The following is a 16,308-nucleotide window of genomic DNA, read 5'->3' as shown; positions in this document are numbered from 1 at the left end:
GCGTTAACGCCCCCCGGAGGAACAGCAACATGTGGGAGTATACCGACAAGGTGCGTGAGCACTTCCTGAACCCGCGCAACGTGGGCTCCCTTGACGACGCCAACGCCGTCGGCGAGGTCGGCAGCCTTGCCTGCGGCGACGCCCTCAAGCTCTATCTCAGGATCGACGGCGACCGCATCGTGGACGCCAAGTTCCAGACCTTCGGCTGTGCCAGCGCCATCGCCTCCAGTTCGGCTCTCACCGAACTGATCAAGGGCATGACGGTGGAGGAAGCCCTGAAGCTGACCAACCGCGACATCGCCGAATTTCTGGGCGGCCTGCCCAAGGAAAAGATGCACTGCTCGGTCATGGGGCAGGAAGCGCTGGAGGCCGCCATCCGCAACTGGCGCGGCGAACCCGCCGTGGAGCACGCGCACGAGGGGCAGCTTGTCTGCAAGTGCTTCGGCGTCACCGACGAGCAGATCGTGCGCGCCATCCGCGAGAACAACCTGAAGACCGTGGAGGAAATCACCCACTACACCAAGGCCGGCGGCGGCTGCGGCGAATGCGTGGGCGAACTCCAGAAGCTGCTGGACGCGGAACTGGGCAAGGCCCCGCTGTGTGAAACCCCGCTGGCCGCCGCGCCGAAAAAGCTCACCAACGTGCAGCGCATGCAGTTGGTCATGAAGGTGCTGGAAGGCGAAATCCGCCCGCGCCTGCAACAGGACGGCGGCGACATCGAACTGGTGGACATGGACGGCTCCACCGTCTACGTGGCCCTGCGCGGCATGTGCACCAGCTGTCCCTCCAGCCGCCTGACCCTGGAAGGCTTCGTGGAAAAGACCCTGCGCGAGCACGTGGACGAGAACATCGTGGTCAAGGAGGCGGCAGCGTGAACACCGTGTACTTCGACAACAACGCCACCACCCGCGTGGATCCGGCCGTGCTTGCGGCCATGCTGCCCTATTTCGGCGAACTGTACGGCAACCCCTCGTCCATGCACACCTTCGGGGGGCAGGTGGGCCGCGCCGTGCGCGAGGCGCGCGAGCAGGTGGCCCGGCTCATCGGGGCCACGCCGGAAGAGATCGTGTTCACCTCGTGCGGGACCGAGGGCGACAACACCGCCATCCGCGCCGCGCTGGCCGCCCAGCCCGAGAAGAAACACATCATCACCACCCGTGTGGAGCACCCCGCCGTGCTCAGCCTGTCCCAGCACCTGGAAAAGAACGGCTACGAACTGACCCTGCTGGGCGTGGACGACAAGGGCCGCATGGACCTGGACGAACTGCGCGAGGCCATCCGCAAGGACACGGCCATCGTGTCCATCATGTTCGCCAACAACGAGACGGGCACCATCTTCCCCGTGGCCGAGGCGGCCGCCATCTGCAAGGAGCGCGGCGTGCCCTTCCACACCGACGCGGTGCAGGCCGTGGGCAAGCTGGCCATCGACGTGCGCGAACTGCCCGTGGACTACCTGGTGCTGTCCGGCCACAAGCTGCATGCCCCCAAGGGCGTCGGCGCGCTGTACGTGCGGCGCGGGGCGGCCTTCCGGCCCTTCCTGCGCGGGGGCCATCAGGAACGCGGCCGCCGGGGCGGCACCGAGAACGTGCCCGCCATCATCGGCCTGGGCGTGGCCTGCGACCTGGCCGCCGCCAACATGGCGGAAGAGAACACCCGCGTGCGCGCCCTGCGCGACCGGCTGGAATCGGGCCTGCTGGCCGCCATCCCCGACGCCATCGTCAACGGCGACCGGGACAACCGCCTGCCCAACACCAGCAACATCTCGTTCAAGTACGTGGAGGGCGAGGCCATCCTGCTGCTGCTCGACCAACTGGGGGTATGCGCCAGTTCCGGCTCGGCCTGCACCTCCGGCAGCCTGGAGCCCTCGCACGTGCTGCGGGCCATGGGCGTGCCGTTCACCTACGCGCACGGCTCCATCCGGTTCAGCCTTTCGCGCTTCAACACCGTGGAGGAAGTGGACCACGTGGTGCGCGAACTGCCGCGCGTCATCGCCCGCCTGCGCGAGATGTCGCCCTTCCGCGCCGGCAGCGAGGCAGAGGCGGCGCTCAAGAAGCCCGCGTGCAGTTGCTAGCGGCCCGCAAGGGCGTGGCCCTGCCCCGCCTGCCACTGTACGCGCCGGGCCGTTTGTGGCATCCGTAGGCATCGCCAACAGTTCCGGCCGCATCCGCACATACGTTACCGCACGTTCGGGGGAGGGGGCGCTCCCTCCCCCTTTTCGTACACCGACGACACGGCGGCCACGCACGCCGCCCCCGCGCGCGCTACCATGTCCATCCGCACCGGACACCCAGAGGAGGCTTGCATGAAGATCGCCCGCGACATGACGGAACTGGTCGGCCGCACCCCGCTGGTACGCCTGAACCGCGTCAGCGAAGGCTGCGCGGCCGAGGTGGTGGCGAAGCTGGAATTCAACAACCCCTGCGCCTCGGTGAAGGACCGCATCGCCCTGGCCATGATCGACGGGGCCATGGAGCGCGGCGAACTGGCCCCCGGCGGCATGCTGGTGGAGCCCACCAGCGGCAACACCGGCGTGGGCCTGGCCTTCGTGGCGGCGGTGCGCGGCCTGACCCTGGTGCTGACCATGCCCGAAAGCATGAGCAACGAGCGCAAGGCGCTGTTGCGCGGCTTCGGCGCGCGGCTGGTGCTTACCCCTGCCTCCAGGGGCATGCGCGGGGCCATCGAGGAAGCCGAGCGCATCGTGGCCGAAACGCCCGGCGCGGTGATGCTGGGCCAGTTCGTGAACCCGGACAACCCCCTGGTGCACCGCAAGACCACGGCCGAGGAAATCTGGGCCGACACCGGCGGCAAGGTGGACGCCTTTGTCGCGGGCGTGGGCACCGGCGGCACCGTGACCGGCGTGGGCAGGCGCCTGCGCGAACTGAACCCGGCCGTCAGGATAGTTGCCGTGGAGCCGGACGAGTCGCCCGTGCTGTCGGGCGGAACCCCCGGCCCGCACGCCATCCAGGGCATCGGCGCGGGCTTCGTGCCCCCGGTGCTGGACACCAGGGTCTACGACGAGATCATCCGCGTGCCCGGCAAGGACGCCCTGGCCATGGCCCGGCGGCTGCTGCGCGAGGAAGGCATTCTGTGCGGCGTCTCGTCCGGGGCCAACGCCTTCGCCGCGCTGGCCGTGGCGCGCCGCCCGGAATTCGCGGGCAAGCGCGTGGTGTTCGTGGTGTGCGATACCGGCGAGCGGTATCTGTCCACGCCGCTGTTCACGGAGATGCCCGACTAGTCCGGCGCGGCACGACACGGAAACGCCGCCCCCCCCATCACCCCCAACCCCGACGGATCGCACGCGCATGAAGAAACTCGACGACCTCGACGCCCGCTCGCTGCAAGGCATGCCCGAACTGGAACGCATCGCGGGCGAACTGTGCGCGCCGGAATCGTACGAAGCGGTCTACCACCGCTCGCTGCACGACGCGCCCATGCCCTCGCTGGAAGCCCTGGCCGAAATGGTCAGCCGCCTGCGCGCCGCGCTGCTGCCCGGCTTTTTCGGCACCGCCACCGTGCACCTGGAATCGATGCGCTACCACCTGGCCGCCAACCTCGATTCCATCTTCCGCATCCTGTCCGAGCAGATCCGCCGGGGGGCGTGTTTCACCTGCGCCGACTTCGCGCGCGAATGCGGCAGCTGCGAGTTGCACTCGCGCGACAAGGCCATCCAGTTCCTGCAGAAGCTGCCGGAAATCCGCCGCATGCTCGCCAGCGACGTCAAGGCCGCCTACGAAGGCGACCCCGCCGCCAAGAGCCCCGGCGAAACGGTGTTCTGCTACCCGTCCATCGCGGCCATGATCAACCACCGCATCGCGCACGAGCTGTACCGCATGGAGGTGCCGCTGATCCCGCGCATCATCAGCGAGATGGCCCACTCGCGCACCGGCATCGACATCCACCCCGGCGCGCGGATAGGCGAGGAGTTCTTCATCGACCATGGCACCGGCGTGGTCATCGGCGAGACGTGCATCATCGGGCGCGGCTGCCGCCTGTACCAGGGGGTGACCCTGGGCGCGCTGTCCTTCCCCAAGGACGGCGACGGCGTGCTGATCAAGGGCAACCCGCGCCATCCCATACTGGAAGACAACGTCACGGTGTACGCCGGGGCCACCATCCTCGGCCGGGTGACCATCGGCAAGGGGTCCATGGTCGGCGGCAACGTGTGGGTGACCCACGACGTGCCGCCCGGTTCCAAGATCGTGCAGCAGCGTTCGGCCAAGCCCAAGCCCGACGAGGAACTGGTGGGGCGCACATAGGCATCGCGGCGCAACACCCCCAAGGAGACCCCATGCCCATCCCCCGCATCTGCCTGCTGACGCTCGGCGTGGCGGACCTTGCCCGCAGCCGGGCCTTTTACGAAGCCCTGGGCTGGAAGCCCGCCTACCCGGACTGCGATACAATCGTGTTCTTCCAGGTGGGCGAACTGGCCGTGGCCCTGTACCCGCGCGACGAACTGCTGCAAGACTGCGGCATGGCCGGGGCCAAGCCCGCGCCGGGGGGCATCACCCTGGCCCACAACGTGACCGAACGGGACATGGTGGACGCGCTGCTGGCCGAGGCCGTGGCGGCGGGGGGCACGGTGCTGGACGCGCCGCGCGACAAGCCGTGGGGCTACACCGGCTACTTCGCCGACCCGGACGGGCATCCGTGGGAAGTGGCCCACGTGCCTTCCCTGAAGCTGGACGAGGCAGGGCGGATCGTCTTCAACTGAGTGGGGCTAAGCGGGGCTGAGTGGGGCCGAGTGCCACTCTTGCCTTTCTTCACCCTTTTCCTGGCCCGAAACGCAACGGGTCCCGCGCACGCACGGCGCGGGACCCGTTTTCTTTCAGCCATTCTTTCAGCTTTTCTTTCAGGTAGATACGCATTTCATACCGATGCATGTCGGAACGGCACGTACCAGACTGAAACAGATGGAACGAATTTCCTCCGATTTCCCTTGCCTTCCGCTTCCGAATAGCCTACCGGAGAAGTAGGTTATCAGCAGGAGGAACCGACATGCCGTTCCAGCTACTTGCCGATTCCATGGTCACGATTCCCGGCGTCACCTGCACGGGAACCCGCCGTCTGCTCGCCATCAACGAAACCTGTTTCGCCATCCACCGCAGCGGGGTGCGCTGCCGCCGCACGGACACCTACCACCGGGCACGGGTGGAGGTGTTCCGCCTGTTCGCCCGGCAGGAGGACACGCTGACGCCCGCCCGCGCCGACGGCAGCGAGGGGGACTGGACCAGCGTGCTGCTGTCCTTCCGCCTGCGCGGCGAACCCTGCATGCCCAAGCGGAAGAAGGGCGCGCCGCCCCTGCCCGCCGTGGCGCGGCTGCCGTGGTGCCGCAGGCCCGCGCGCATCCTGGGCCTGAACGACGAGGCCGTGGCGCTGGCCATTCGCATGGACGGGGGCCCGGCCATCGGGGTGTGGGCGCTGCCGCCGGGGTACGCGGCGGGACTGGAGGCAGGCGGCGCGGCGCACGCTGTCCCGGAGGACGCGCTGGACCTGCCGCTGCGCCGCGAGGACGTGCTGCTGGCCTGGCCGAGGTAGGAAAGGACGTTCCAGAGGGCAGGCGGGCGGACGGCACCGGTTCGCCCGCCGCGTTTCCCTGTCTGCCAACGTTGCCTTCCGTTCCCTATGCCCCGCCCCCGTCATGGCCTCCGCCATGTTCCGCAGCATGCCGCCCGAACACCTCGCGCGCGGCGGCCAGGCCGTTGAGCGCGGCGGGAAAGCCCGCGTATACCGCCATCTGCATGATCACCTCCATGATCTCCTCGCGGGTCAGCCCCACGTGCAGTCCGGCGGCGATGTGCACCTCCAGTTGCGGCCGCGCCGTGCCCATGGCCGTCAGCGCGGCGATGGTGGCGATCTCCCGCTCGCGCAGGCCCAGTTGCGGCCGCGCGTACACGTCCCCGAAGGGAAACTCCACCAGCAGCCGCGCGAAATCGGGGGCGAATTCCGCCAGCCTGGCCACCACCCGCTCGCCCGCCGTGCCGTCCACCTGCGAGAGCACCCGCAGCCCGCGCCGGTAGCGGGTTTCCGCCCCATCCGCCTGCGTCGTCGTCTTTCCGCCGTCATGCATGGCCGTCCTCCTGCCCGCGATACCAGGCGATCTTGTCGTCCAAGTGGGTAAGGCACGCCGCCAGCCGGTCCATGCGCTGGCGCACGCGCTGCCGGTGACCTTCCAGCAGTTCACGCCGGGCGGCCAGCGTGGCTTCGCCCCGCTCGCCCTGTTCCCGCAGTTCCGCGTAGCGCACCATCTCGCGCACCGGCATATCCAGCTCGCGCAGCCTGCCGATGAATTCCAGCCAGCGCAGATCGTCCTGCGTGAACAGCCTGCGGCCGCCCCGGTCGCGCTCCACCGAGCGCAGCAGGCCGATCTTCTCGTACCAGCGCAGGGTGTGGGCGGTGAGCCCGGTGGCCGCCACAACGTCGCGGATGCGCATGGGCCTTCCTCCTTTTTCCGGAGCCTACAAGTTGGAGCACGCTCGAAGTCAAGCGGTTTCACGGGGTGCGCGAAAAAACGCGCCCGGACATTGAAATGACCGGGCGTGGACTCGTGAACGGAGGGGAAAGGACGACGCGGCAGAAACGGAACGAGGGACGGCTCCCTACATGCCGAACAGCAGGGCGCTGGGACGGCGCAGCACGTCGGGCAGCGGGTCCAGTTCGGCCCGCAGTGCCGCTTGCAAGGCCCGCAGGCCGCCGGGGTCGCCCGTTCCGAAAGACGCGGGCGTCTGGCCCGTCACCCGCAGCAGCCGCCCGCGCAACCCGTTGCCGTAGGTGTAGTTGGCGGTGATGTAGACCAGGAACTTGCCGAACATGCGCACGGCGCGGGCCGGACCATGCCGCCGGGCCAGCGCGTCCAGCAGGGCCAGCGGGGCCTCGCGCCACGGGGCGGGGTTGCGGGCCGGGTCGTCGTCAAGCACGCCCGTCCAGGCCGCGAACACCCACGGACGGGCCACGGCGATGCGCCCCAGCGACACGCCGTCGCAGCCGGTCTCGTCCAGCAGCCCGGCGCAGTCCTCCGGCGTGAACACGTCGCCGTTGCCCATGACCGGGATGGACACCGCCGCCCTGACCAGCCCGATGTGGGCGCGCCGGGGCGGCTGGGTGCGCCTGTCCGGGGCCACGCGGGGGTGGAAGACCAGGCAGTCGGCCCCGGCGTCCTCGAAGCGGCGGGCAAGGTCCACGGCGGGTTGCGGATCCGGCGACCAGCCGGTGCGGAACTTGACGAACACCGGGATGTCCACGGCGCGGCGCACCGCCGCCACCATGCGCACGGCCCGCTCCGGGTCGCGCAGCAGGTCCGCGCCGCAGCCGCGCTTGACGATGGCGGACACGGAACAGCCCATGTTCAGGTCCACGCCGAAGAAGCCTTCGGCCTGCACCCGTCGGGCGCCCTCGGCCATGTGCTCCGGTTCGGCCCCGAACAGCTGGCAGACCAGCCGGGGCGGCTCGCCCTCGCGCCACGAGAACGCCTCGGACTTTTCCGGCCGCTCCGTGGGCACGGCGCGAGCGTTGCACATGCCGGTGAACAGCAGCCCGCAGCCGCCGTAGCCTTCCACCACCTCGCGGAAGGCGGCGTGGCCCAGACCGGCCATGGGGGCCAGCCACAGCCGTCCCGGCACGGTGCGCCCGCCCACGGCCAGCGGCTGGCGCAGGCGCGCGGCAAGGGACGTGGCGGCAGAGGGCGCGGCGGCGGCCTGCCGATCGTCGGCTGCGGCGCTGGGCATGACAGGGGGCATGACAGGGGGCATGGCTGGGGGCATATGCATATCCGGCACGGGGTTGCCGCACGGGCGCGGGCTACGCGCCGGGGGTGTGGCGCAGCAGTTCGTTGCCGTCCAGGTCGCGGATGGACAGGGCGCCCGCCTCATACAGGCCGTACGAGGCCACGTACCCGTCCTTGGGCAGGGTGGTGGAGCCCACGTTCCAGATGTGCAGGCCGTCCACGGTTTCCGCGCGGGGGATGTGGGTGTGCCCGCACAGGAACACGTCGCCGGGGGCCAGGTCGGGAAAGCGGTCGGGCAGTTGGTGATGGTGCCCGTGGTTGGCCCAGATGCGCAGCCCGTCGGCGAAAATCCACGCCGCTTCCGGCAGGGGGAAGCGCAGGACCATAGTGTCCACCTCTGCGTCGCAGTTGCCGCGCACGGCGATGATGCGCGGGGCCCAATCGTTGAGCAGCGCCGCCACCTCGCGCGGGGCGTAACCTTCGGGCACCGGGTTGCGCGGGCCGTGGTACAGCAGGTCGCCCAGCAGCACCAGGGCGTCCGGGTGGTGGGTGCGGGCCAGTTCCAGCACCAGTTCGGTGCGCGGCAGCGAGCCGTGCAGGTCGGAGGCGATGAGCAGCTTCATGGTCGTCTGATTCCTGATGGTGTGGGAGGCGCGGCGGATGCGCACCGCGCCGGGAAGGAAACGGGCCGCCGCCTGGGGGCGGTGGCCCGGAACGTGGACGTGGAATTTGACGCAGCCAACGGACGAAAGGACTATTTAGAAACAGCCCCTACAAGTGCTCGACGATAATCCTGCGCGGCGCGGCCGCCTCGCGCTTGGGCATGCGGATGGTCAGCACGCCGTTGGCCAGTTGGGCCGAAATGCGCGCGGCGTCCACCATGTCCGACAGGGTGAACACGGCGTGGTACTCCACGTCGCCGAACTCCATGGCGTGCACGCGGAGGCCGCCCGCCGGGCCGCAGCCGCAGGGGGCGGGTTCCGGAGGGGCCTTCACGTCCGGACCGGCGTCTGCCACGGCCTCGCGCGCCGTATCGCGCCCCCCGTCGCGTCCCCCATCACGTCCCATGTCGCGGCAATCGCCGAAACGGGTCACCCCGCGCACGGTCAGTTCGTCGCCCTCCACGTCCAGCACCAGGTCGTCGTGGGCCACGCCGGGCATGTCCAGAAACAGGTGAAAGCCGTCCTCGCGCTCCACCAGATCTGCTTGAGGACGCATGCGCGGCGGCTGCGGCGACTGGGCGAACCGGCCCTGCCGGGCACGGCCTTCCGGCCCGCCCTGGCCGCCCCGTTCGTTCTGACGGGCGGGACGGGACGCGGGATGCGGAAAACGGGGGCGGCGGTCTGGGGGCGTCACGGCAGGCTCCTATCGGACTTCTATATGGACTGTACGCGGCCGCACCGCCTGCGCCTTGGGCAGCACGATTTCCAGCACGCCGTCCTTCATGGTGGCCGTGGCCCGGTCGCGGTCGATGGGCACGTTCAGGGTCACCACCCGCTGGAAGGGGCCGGTGGGCCGCTCCTGCCGGTAGTACCGGCCACGCACCACGGGCAGTTCGCCCTTGAGCACCAGGGTCTTGTCGGTGATGGTGATGTCCAGCCCGTCCATGTCCACGCCGGGCACCAGCGCCCGCACGCGGATGGCCGCGTCGTCCTCGCCGATGTTCAGCGGCGGAAACTGGGCGCGGCCGCGCGTGGCCGCCAGGGTGCGGCCCGCGTCGCCCGCCAGGCGGTCGAGCAGGTTGGGAAATTCGTAGAACGCGCTGAAGTCGATGACCATGCGCACCTCTTCTGGTCGGCGGGTTGCGGACGGCGCCCGGCCACGGCGAACCGGGGCCACACCGGCATAGCTAACACCCCCGGCGGCGCTGTCAATGCGGATGCGGGCGGGACGGGGCCGGGGTACGCTACTTCACCGAGCGCTGCCCCTGCTCCCACCGCTCGGCCGGGACGGCCTCCTCCACCAGCATCACGGGAATCTCGTCGCGCACGGGATAGACCACCTTGCACTGGGCGCACTTCAGACCGCGCTCGTTGTCCACGGGCTCCACGGGCTGGCGGCACTTGGGGCAGGCGAGGATTTCCAGCAGTTCCTTGTTCAGCGACACGGCGCACTCCTTGGTTGCATTGTGCGCGCACCATAGCCCGAAGCCGCCGCCTGCTCAAGCGGGGCGGGCATGGCCGGTTTTCCGCGCGCCGCCGATGGCATCTCCCCGCCGCCATCCCGGCTCCATCCCATGACAGCCCCGTCCGGGATGCCGGACGCCTTTGTTGACACCCGCCGGGGCGGCACGTAGCATCGCGCCGTACCCCGCCGCTCCGTCCGGCAACGCAACGGGCACGGGGCATCAGGCATCCGGAGCAGCCATGTCCATCCGTTTCATAGACCTGCATTCCCATTCCACCGCCTCGGACGGCAGCGACACCCCGGCGGAACTGGTCCGCAAGGCGGCCGCCGCCAAGCTGGCCGCCATCGCGCTCACCGACCACGACACCACGTCGGGCTTGGACGAGGCCGTCCGCGAAGGCCGCCAGCGGGGCATCGAGGTCATCCGGGGGTGCGAACTGGGCGTGCGCTGCGAGCACGGCGAGTTGCACATCCTGGGATTGTGGCTGCCCGAAGGCGACGGCACCCATCCGGGCGGCACCCCGCTGGAGGCCACCCTGGCCGAACTGCGCGAGCACCGCGCCGCCCGCAACCGCCGCATCGCCGCGCAACTGCGCCAGTGCGGCGTGGACATCGAGTACGCCGAGGTGGAGGCCATCTCCGGCGGCGAATCGGTTAGCCGCCTGCATTTCGCGCGCATCCTGCACCAAAAGGGCTACGTGCCCACGCCGCAAGAGGCCTTTGCCCGGTACATCGGCCCCGGCGGCCGCGCCTACGTGGCCAAGGAAACCCTGTCCCCGGCCGACGGCGTGGCCCTGCTGCATTCCGTGGGGGCCACCGTGGCCTTGGCCCACCCCATGCTGTTCCGCTACCCCGGCAACGGCTTTGCCGAATGGCTGGACGACACCGTGGCCGACCTGAAGCGCCACGGGCTGGATGCCATAGAAGCCTACCACAGCGAACATTCGCAGGCCGACACGCGCCGCTGCGTGGACCTGGCCGCCCGGCACGGGCTGGCCCTGACCGGCGGCTCGGACTACCACGGCGCGGGCAAGCCCGGCATCGCGCTGGGGCGCGGGCGCGGCGGCCTGCGCGTGACCACCGCCGTGCTGGACGACCTGAAGGAACGCAGACGCCGCCAGGGGCTGCCGGTGTAGGCGCGCGCGCCACGCCGCCCCACCGCCCCGCGCACTCCGCAAACCGACGGCGGGTCCGCCGCCGCCAACCACAGCCACCCACATCATGACCACCGGCTCCACATCATCCCCCCACGCATCCCCGCAAGACGCGGTCCCGCCCGACCCCGCGCGCCCGGCCCTGCCCGAACTGCTGGCCCCCGCGGGCGACATGGAAAAGCTGGACGCGGCCCTGCGCTACGGCGCCAACGCCGTGTACCTTGGCGGGCGCGGCCCCAACCTGCGCGCGGGCGCGCAGGGCTTCGCGCCCGACGAACTGCCCGAGGCGGCCCGGCGCGCCCATGCCGTGGGCGCGCGCGCCTACTACTGCCTGAACAGCCTGCCCCACCAGCGCCACCTGCGCGACGTGGAGGCCGCCATCGACGAGGCCGACGCGGCGGGCATGGACGCCCTGATCGTGGCCGACCCCGGCGTTGCCCGCATGGCCCGCCGCCGCGCGCCGCGCCTGCCGCTGCACGTTTCCACCCAGGCCAACACCGCCAACGGCGAGGCGGCCCTGTTCTGGCAGGACATGGGCGCGGTGCGCGTGAACATGGCCCGCGAACTGGACATGTCCGGCATCCGCGAACTGGTGCGGGCCTGTCCGGGGCTGGAATTCGAGGCCTTCGTGCACGGGGCCGTGTGCCTGGCCGTGTCCGGGCACTGCCTGCTTTCGGCGTGGATGAACAACCGCCCGGCCAACCTCGGCCAGTGCACCCACCCCTGCCGCTTCGAATACCTGGGCATGGCCCTGGCCGTGGAGGAAAAGACCCGGCCCGGCGAAGTCGCGTGGGAGGCGGTGCAGGACGGCCCGTTCCACTCCAGCTTCTGGGCGCCCAACGACCTGTGCCTGGTGAAGTACGTGCGCTGGTTCGCCGCCGTGGGCGTGGCCTCGCTGAAGATCGAGGGCCGGGTGAAGAGCGCGGGCTACGTGGCCCAGGTCACCGACGCCTACCGCACCGCGCTGGACGACCTGACCCGGCGCACCTTCCGGCATGAAGACTACCTGTACGAACTGCTGAACACCGCCAGCAGGCCGCTGTCCACGGGCTTCTTCCTGCCCGGCGGCAGGCGGCTGAACCGGGGCCTGCCGCACGACGCCATGCGCCGCCCGGTGGTGGCGCGCATCGAGCAGCCCTCGGGGGACGGCGCGTGGCGCGTGTCCGTGCGCGCCCCGTGGCGCGCCGCGCGGCCCATGGAACTGTTGCTGCCCGGCCTGCACCGGCCGGAACTATATCCGGGCGACTTCCGGCTGGAGAACCACAAGGGCGAGACCGTGGACCAGTTGCACCCCGGTATGGCTGGGGTGCTGCACTGCGCCCACGAAGGGCTTGCCACCGGCCTGTTCATTCGGGCTTGATGGGGCTTGCCGGGGACTGACGGGCCACGCCGCCCGGCCCGGCCGCGCTCCGCCCCCGGCAATCGCAACCGCTTCCGCCGCAACCGCCACCCCGGCCCCGGCCGCTCAACCCCACGGAACACCATGGCCCACGTGCTGATCATCGACGCCGACGCCGCCTTCGCCCAACTGGTGGCGGGCATTGCCGAGGGGCTTGGCCACCGGGCCTCGCGCGCGGGCGGGCTGGTGGAAGGCCGCCTGCTGGCCGACGACGCCGACGTGATCTTCCTTGCCGCCACCCTGCCCGATGGCAGCGGCGTGGAGGCCATGCCCGGCCTGCGCGCCCTGCCCGGCCAGCCGGAACTCATCGTCACCGCCGAAGGGGGCGACCCGGACGGCGCGGAGCGGGCCATCCGCCACGGGGCGTGGGAATGGCTGCGCAAGCCCCTGCCCGCCGACCGGGTGGTGCTGCCGCTGCTGCGCGCGCTGGACTACCGCGCCCGCCTGCCCGCCCAGCGGCCCTCGTCGCGCCTGAAGCATTCCATCGTGGGGGTCAGCACGGCCATCCGCCGCTGCCTGGACGTGGTGGCCGAGGCGGCGGGCAGCGACGCCGCCGCGCTGGTCACCGGCGAGACGGGCGTGGGCAAGGAACTGTTCGCCCGGGCCATCCACGACAACAGCCCCCGCGCGGCCGCGCCCTTCGTGGCCGTGGACTGCGCCTCGCTGCCGCGCTCGCTGGCCGGGTCCATCCTGTTCGGCCACCGCAAGGGGGCCTTCACCGGGGCCGAGTCCAACCGCGACGGCCTGGTGTTGCAGGCCGACGGCGGCACCCTGTTCCTGGACGAGGTGGGCGAACTGCCCCTGTCCATGCAGAAGATGTTCCTGCGCGTGCTGCAGGAGCACCGCTTCCGCCCGGTGGGCGGCCGCACGGAAATCACCAGCGATTTCCGGCTCATCGCGGCCACCAACCGCGACCTGGAAGACATGGCCGAGCGCAACACCTTTCGCAGCGACCTGCTGTACCGCATGCGCACGGTGGTGGTGAGCATTCCGCCGCTGCGCGAACGGTGCGAGGACGTCACCGCCCTGGCCGGGCACTACCTGCCGCGCATCTGGGCGCGCTTCGCCCTGCCGGAAAAGGACATCTCGCCCGACTTCCACGAAACCCTGCTGGCCTACCACTGGCCGGGCAACGTGCGCGAACTCATCCACACCCTGGAGCGGGCGGTGCTGGCATCCCAGGACGCGCCCAAGCTGTTCGCCCGCCACCTGCCGGACTACCTGCGCATCTGCCTGGCCCGCGCCGCCGCGCGCAACGGCGTGGCCGCCACCGACGGCCACGGGGGGCCGGGCGGCCCGTCCTGCCTGTACGGGGTCGGGGAACGTTCCGGCCACGCCCGCCGCGGCATGACCGGCCAGGCCATGGACGATGATGCCATGGATGGCGATGTCATGGACAGCCTGCACCCGGTACAGACGGGCAACAGCGGCACCCCGGACAGTGAGCCAGTCCGGCCCGCGCGGGACCGCACCGACGCCCCCGCACCCCCGACCCGGTCCGCATCGCCGGTTTCGCCCGGCTGGGGGCCGCGTGCACCCTATGCCATCTACACCTCGCCGCACTACGCCCCGCCTCCGGAACGCACGCCCGCCGCGCTCCACCCCGCCGGAAGCAACGGCGAGGCCCGCCGCGCGCGGGACGGGGACGCCACCGGCATGGACCCCGCCACGGCCCCGGAACCCACGCATGCCGGACCGTCTACCGGCGGGGCCGAACCGATGCCGCAACCGGCCATGCGGGCATTCCATTCCGGCCCCGGCAGCCGGGAGGCCGCGCCCTTCCCCGGCGACCTGCCCCGCTTCTTCGATTTCCGCGACGCCCAGTTCACCACCTATCTGCGCGAACTGATGCGCCGGGCCGGGGGCGACATCCGCGCCGCCTGCGGCCTGTCCGGCCTTTCCCGCTCGCACCTGTACGATCTGCTGCGCAAGCACGGCATCCCCCCTCGCTGAACCCAGGCATTGCCGCATCCCACCCGGCCGCCCGGCCCCGGTCCGAAGCAACGGTCCGAAGCGACGGTCTGAAGCGATGGCCCTTGCCGTCCGCCATCTCGGACAACCGCTCACAAACAATGTCCGGCATCGCGGATTTTTACCGGCTTCAAACCGTCCGCCATCGCGGACAGGCATCCGCGAAGCACCACAATACCATTTGCCCGCTCAATCCATGAAATCACAACATACTGTGATTTTTGATGATCAACAGACATCACACCACCGCAACACGAGTGGCACGCTTCTTGGTAAGTATATGGCAACAGACACCGGGCATGTCGGTCGATGCCCGATCCGTGCCGGAGGGCGGTTGGACAAGGCCAGCCGGTACAGGGGAATGCGTCGGACGCATTCCATCCGCAGGGGTCCGTGGCGCAGTCGGTGCGTCGCGGGCGAAATCGGGGCGCGTCGTTCCATGAGGAACGGCGCGCCCCGCACGTCGTGACGGAAGACGGAAGAAATGCGCCACGCGGGCACGCGGCACGGCAGGGCGAAACGGCAGCCCGCCACACCACCGCGTGGCGGGCCAGGGCGAGGGAAGGCGGCGGAACGCGGAACGGGAAGGGCCGTCAGGCGGTTTCGCCCAACAACTCCAACACCTTCTGGCTGAGCAATTGCAGATCCGGCTTGGCGAACTGGGCGTCCGCGCCCACCGATTCGCCCTTGTGGCCCAGCCGTTCCGAGACCAGCGACGAGAACAGCGCCACCGGCAGCGCGCGCAGCGCGGGGTCTTCCTTGATGCGGCGGCACAGGGTCAGGCCGTCCATGCGCGGCATTTCGATGTCCGACACCACGGCCTGCACCAGGTCGGCCAGGGGCGCGCCCCTGGCTTCGGCCTCGCGCCGCAGCCCGTCCAACATCTCCCACGCCTCCTGCCCGTCGGTGGCCTGCAACAGTTCGAACCGGCCGCTGGCCTCCATCAGGCTGCGCACCAGGCGGCGCACGCTGCCGGAATCGTCGGCGTGCAGGATGCGGTAGCGGCGCGGCGGCAGGTCCGCCTGCGCCTCCGGCTCCCCGGCGGGAGCCCGGCCCATGGGCCGTTCCATGCGGATGGACAGGTCCGGGTGCATTTCGGCCACGATGCTTTCCATGTCCAGCAGGAACACCACCCGCTCGTCCAGCCGGACCATGCCGGTGATGGAATTGCGGCTGGCCTCCTGCAGGAAGCGGCCGGGGGCCTCCACGGCGGTCCAGCTGATGCGGTGGATGCGGTTCACCCCGGAAACGAGAAACCCGGTGACGACGCTGTTGAACTCGGTGACGATGATCTTGGGCTCGCCGTGCGGGTCACGCCGGATGCCCAGGTATCTTGCCAGGTCCACCAGCGGGATGACCCGCCCGTCGCGGTGCGGAAAGGCCCCCAGCACCGCCGGATGGGGCATCTGCGGCAGCGAGGTGACGGGCTGCATGCGGATGATTTCCAGCACCTTGGCCACGTTGACGCCGTACCGCCGCCGCAGCGCGCCGCAAGTCGGCGCACCCGCCACGCCAAAGGCCGCCTCGCGGGATGCTTCCGCCCCGCAGGCGGTGCCGGACGCGCCGGACGCGCCGTCCACACCATGCCCGGCCGCGTCCGGAACCGCGCCGTCGGGAGCGGCCTCGTCCACGAAGAACTCGACGATTTCGAGCTCGTTGGTGCCGGATTCCAGCAGAATGCCGGTCTGCCCCATGATCCCTCCCGGCCGGGGCGCTGGCCGTGCCATGCCCCGTGAGAACCCGTGTGCGCCGATACGGTCGGCGCGGCCCGGCAGGTCGAGTGCCGTGGCCGCGACCGGACTCGCCGCGCATGTTATGTCGGAACCGTCCCCGGATGATGACGCCCGCGTGCCGTCCCGGCGACAAGCCGCCGTCGTGGCGCAAGGCATCGCCCGGCGCGGAATATAGCGCCTTTCCCCGCAAAGGGCCACCGGGCG

Annotated in this window: 17 protein-coding genes; 9 read left to right on the top strand and 8 right to left on the bottom strand. The window is 70.6% G+C overall.

Translation table 11 applies throughout. From position 1 onward, the window contains the following. Window positions 1-29: 29 nt before the first annotated feature. From nifU to V6B97_RS11260, 6 genes are all read left to right on the top strand, one after another. Window positions 30-875, top strand: coding sequence for a Fe-S cluster assembly protein NifU (gene nifU, locus V6B97_RS11285; protein WP_333506609.1), 846 nt, complete (start codon window positions 30-32; stop codon window positions 873-875). After that, a complete protein-coding gene (gene nifS / locus V6B97_RS11280) occupies window positions 872-2,071 on the top strand; it encodes a cysteine desulfurase NifS (protein ID WP_333506608.1) in 1,200 nt (399 codons plus the stop codon). The genes nifU and nifS overlap by 4 nt, the downstream gene beginning before the upstream one ends. Window positions 2,072-2,302: 231 nt before the next feature. Next, a complete protein-coding gene (gene cysK / locus V6B97_RS11275) occupies window positions 2,303-3,235 on the top strand; it encodes a cysteine synthase A (RefSeq protein WP_333506607.1) in 933 nt (310 codons plus the stop codon). A gap of 67 nt (window positions 3,236-3,302) precedes the next feature. After that, complete coding sequence (epsC, locus tag V6B97_RS11270; protein ID WP_333506606.1) at window positions 3,303-4,256, top strand: serine O-acetyltransferase EpsC; 954 nt, start codon at window positions 3,303-3,305, stop codon at window positions 4,254-4,256. 32 nt (window positions 4,257-4,288) lie between these two features. After that, on the top strand, window positions 4,289-4,711 hold the full coding sequence (locus V6B97_RS11265; protein ID WP_333506605.1) for a VOC family protein: 423 nt from the start codon (window positions 4,289-4,291) through the stop codon (window positions 4,709-4,711). A 284-nt stretch (window positions 4,712-4,995) separates the two neighbouring features. After that, the gene (locus tag V6B97_RS11260; RefSeq protein WP_333506604.1) at window positions 4,996-5,535 is read left to right on the top strand and encodes a hypothetical protein; all 540 of its coding nucleotides are present in this window, start codon (window positions 4,996-4,998) and stop codon (window positions 5,533-5,535) included. 85 nt (window positions 5,536-5,620) lie between these two features. Here the strand turns inward: V6B97_RS11260 and V6B97_RS11255 are convergent, their stop codons facing one another. From V6B97_RS11255 to V6B97_RS11225, 7 genes are all read right to left on the bottom strand, one after another. Further along, entirely contained in the window at window positions 5,621-6,067 is a 447-nt protein-coding gene (locus V6B97_RS11255; protein WP_333506603.1) for a carboxymuconolactone decarboxylase family protein, read from the bottom strand. Beyond that, window positions 6,060-6,431, bottom strand: a complete 372-nt coding sequence (locus tag V6B97_RS11250) for a MerR family transcriptional regulator (RefSeq protein ID WP_333506602.1) — start codon at window positions 6,429-6,431, stop codon at window positions 6,060-6,062. The genes V6B97_RS11255 and V6B97_RS11250 overlap by 8 nt, the downstream gene beginning before the upstream one ends. A gap of 165 nt (window positions 6,432-6,596) precedes the next feature. Next, window positions 6,597-7,757: a tRNA dihydrouridine synthase gene (locus V6B97_RS11245; protein WP_442935485.1), complete on the bottom strand. Its 1,161-nt coding sequence runs from the start codon at window positions 7,755-7,757 to the stop codon at window positions 6,597-6,599. 37 nt (window positions 7,758-7,794) lie between these two features. After that, window positions 7,795-8,343 (bottom strand): phosphodiesterase, encoded by a 549-nt coding sequence (gene yfcE, locus V6B97_RS11240; RefSeq protein ID WP_333506601.1) that lies wholly within the window; start codon window positions 8,341-8,343, stop codon window positions 7,795-7,797. A gap of 148 nt (window positions 8,344-8,491) precedes the next feature. After that, window positions 8,492-8,938: an Hsp20/alpha crystallin family protein gene (locus tag V6B97_RS11235; RefSeq protein WP_333506600.1), complete on the bottom strand. Its 447-nt coding sequence runs from the start codon at window positions 8,936-8,938 to the stop codon at window positions 8,492-8,494. 147 nt (window positions 8,939-9,085) lie between these two features. Beyond that, a complete protein-coding gene (locus V6B97_RS11230; RefSeq protein ID WP_333506599.1) occupies window positions 9,086-9,499 on the bottom strand; it encodes an Hsp20/alpha crystallin family protein in 414 nt (137 codons plus the stop codon). A gap of 127 nt (window positions 9,500-9,626) precedes the next feature. Beyond that, the gene (locus V6B97_RS11225; protein ID WP_015946274.1) at window positions 9,627-9,827 is read right to left on the bottom strand and encodes a Trm112 family protein; all 201 of its coding nucleotides are present in this window, start codon (window positions 9,825-9,827) and stop codon (window positions 9,627-9,629) included. 259 nt (window positions 9,828-10,086) lie between these two features. On the opposite strand from V6B97_RS11225, the gene V6B97_RS11220 reads away from it, so the two are divergent. The 3 genes from V6B97_RS11220 (at window position 10,087) to V6B97_RS11210 (ending at window position 14,353) form a co-directional block, all read left to right on the top strand. Next, complete coding sequence (locus V6B97_RS11220; RefSeq protein WP_333506598.1) at window positions 10,087-10,983, top strand: PHP domain-containing protein; 897 nt, start codon at window positions 10,087-10,089, stop codon at window positions 10,981-10,983. Window positions 10,984-11,068: 85 nt separating this feature from the next. Beyond that, on the top strand, window positions 11,069-12,361 hold the full coding sequence (locus V6B97_RS11215) for a peptidase U32 family protein (RefSeq protein ID WP_333506597.1): 1,293 nt from the start codon (window positions 11,069-11,071) through the stop codon (window positions 12,359-12,361). A gap of 123 nt (window positions 12,362-12,484) precedes the next feature. Then, the gene (locus V6B97_RS11210) at window positions 12,485-14,353 is read left to right on the top strand and encodes a sigma-54-dependent transcriptional regulator (RefSeq protein ID WP_333506596.1); all 1,869 of its coding nucleotides are present in this window, start codon (window positions 12,485-12,487) and stop codon (window positions 14,351-14,353) included. A 611-nt stretch (window positions 14,354-14,964) separates the two neighbouring features. Here V6B97_RS11210 and V6B97_RS11205 read toward each other — a convergent pair. Then, window positions 14,965-16,065: a chemotaxis protein gene (locus tag V6B97_RS11205; protein WP_333506595.1), complete on the bottom strand. Its 1,101-nt coding sequence runs from the start codon at window positions 16,063-16,065 to the stop codon at window positions 14,965-14,967. Window positions 16,066-16,308: the final 243 nt, after the last annotated feature.

The organism is Nitratidesulfovibrio sp. 1201_IL3209, from assembly GCF_036763125.1.
Lineage (GTDB): Bacteria > Desulfobacterota > Desulfovibrionia > Desulfovibrionales > Desulfovibrionaceae > Cupidesulfovibrio.
This window is presented reverse-complemented; position numbering and strand designations above follow the sequence as displayed.

Coding starts and splice junctions, on each gene's coding strand:
- nifU (WP_333506609.1), top strand. CDS start 30: ATGTGGGAGTATACCGACAAGGTGCGTGAGCACTTCCTGAACCCGCGC.
- cysK (WP_333506607.1), top strand. CDS start 2,303: ATGAAGATCGCCCGCGACATGACGGAACTGGTCGGCCGCACCCCGCTG.
- epsC (WP_333506606.1), top strand. CDS start 3,303: ATGAAGAAACTCGACGACCTCGACGCCCGCTCGCTGCAAGGCATGCCC.
- V6B97_RS11265 (WP_333506605.1), top strand. CDS start 4,289: ATGCCCATCCCCCGCATCTGCCTGCTGACGCTCGGCGTGGCGGACCTT.
- V6B97_RS11260 (WP_333506604.1), top strand. CDS start 4,996: ATGCCGTTCCAGCTACTTGCCGATTCCATGGTCACGATTCCCGGCGTC.
- V6B97_RS11255 (WP_333506603.1), bottom strand. CDS start 6,067: ATGCATGACGGCGGAAAGACGACGACGCAGGCGGATGGGGCGGAAACC.
- V6B97_RS11250 (WP_333506602.1), bottom strand. CDS start 6,431: ATGCGCATCCGCGACGTTGTGGCGGCCACCGGGCTCACCGCCCACACC.
- V6B97_RS11245 (WP_442935485.1), bottom strand. CDS start 7,757: ATGCCCCCAGCCATGCCCCCTGTCATGCCCCCTGTCATGCCCAGCGCC.
- yfcE (WP_333506601.1), bottom strand. CDS start 8,343: ATGAAGCTGCTCATCGCCTCCGACCTGCACGGCTCGCTGCCGCGCACC.
- V6B97_RS11235 (WP_333506600.1), bottom strand. CDS start 8,938: ATGCGTCCTCAAGCAGATCTGGTGGAGCGCGAGGACGGCTTTCACCTG.
- V6B97_RS11230 (WP_333506599.1), bottom strand. CDS start 9,499: ATGGTCATCGACTTCAGCGCGTTCTACGAATTTCCCAACCTGCTCGAC.
- V6B97_RS11220 (WP_333506598.1), top strand. CDS start 10,087: ATGTCCATCCGTTTCATAGACCTGCATTCCCATTCCACCGCCTCGGAC.
- V6B97_RS11215 (WP_333506597.1), top strand. CDS start 11,069: ATGACCACCGGCTCCACATCATCCCCCCACGCATCCCCGCAAGACGCG.
- V6B97_RS11210 (WP_333506596.1), top strand. CDS start 12,485: ATGGCCCACGTGCTGATCATCGACGCCGACGCCGCCTTCGCCCAACTG.
- V6B97_RS11205 (WP_333506595.1), bottom strand. CDS start 16,065: ATGGGGCAGACCGGCATTCTGCTGGAATCCGGCACCAACGAGCTCGAA.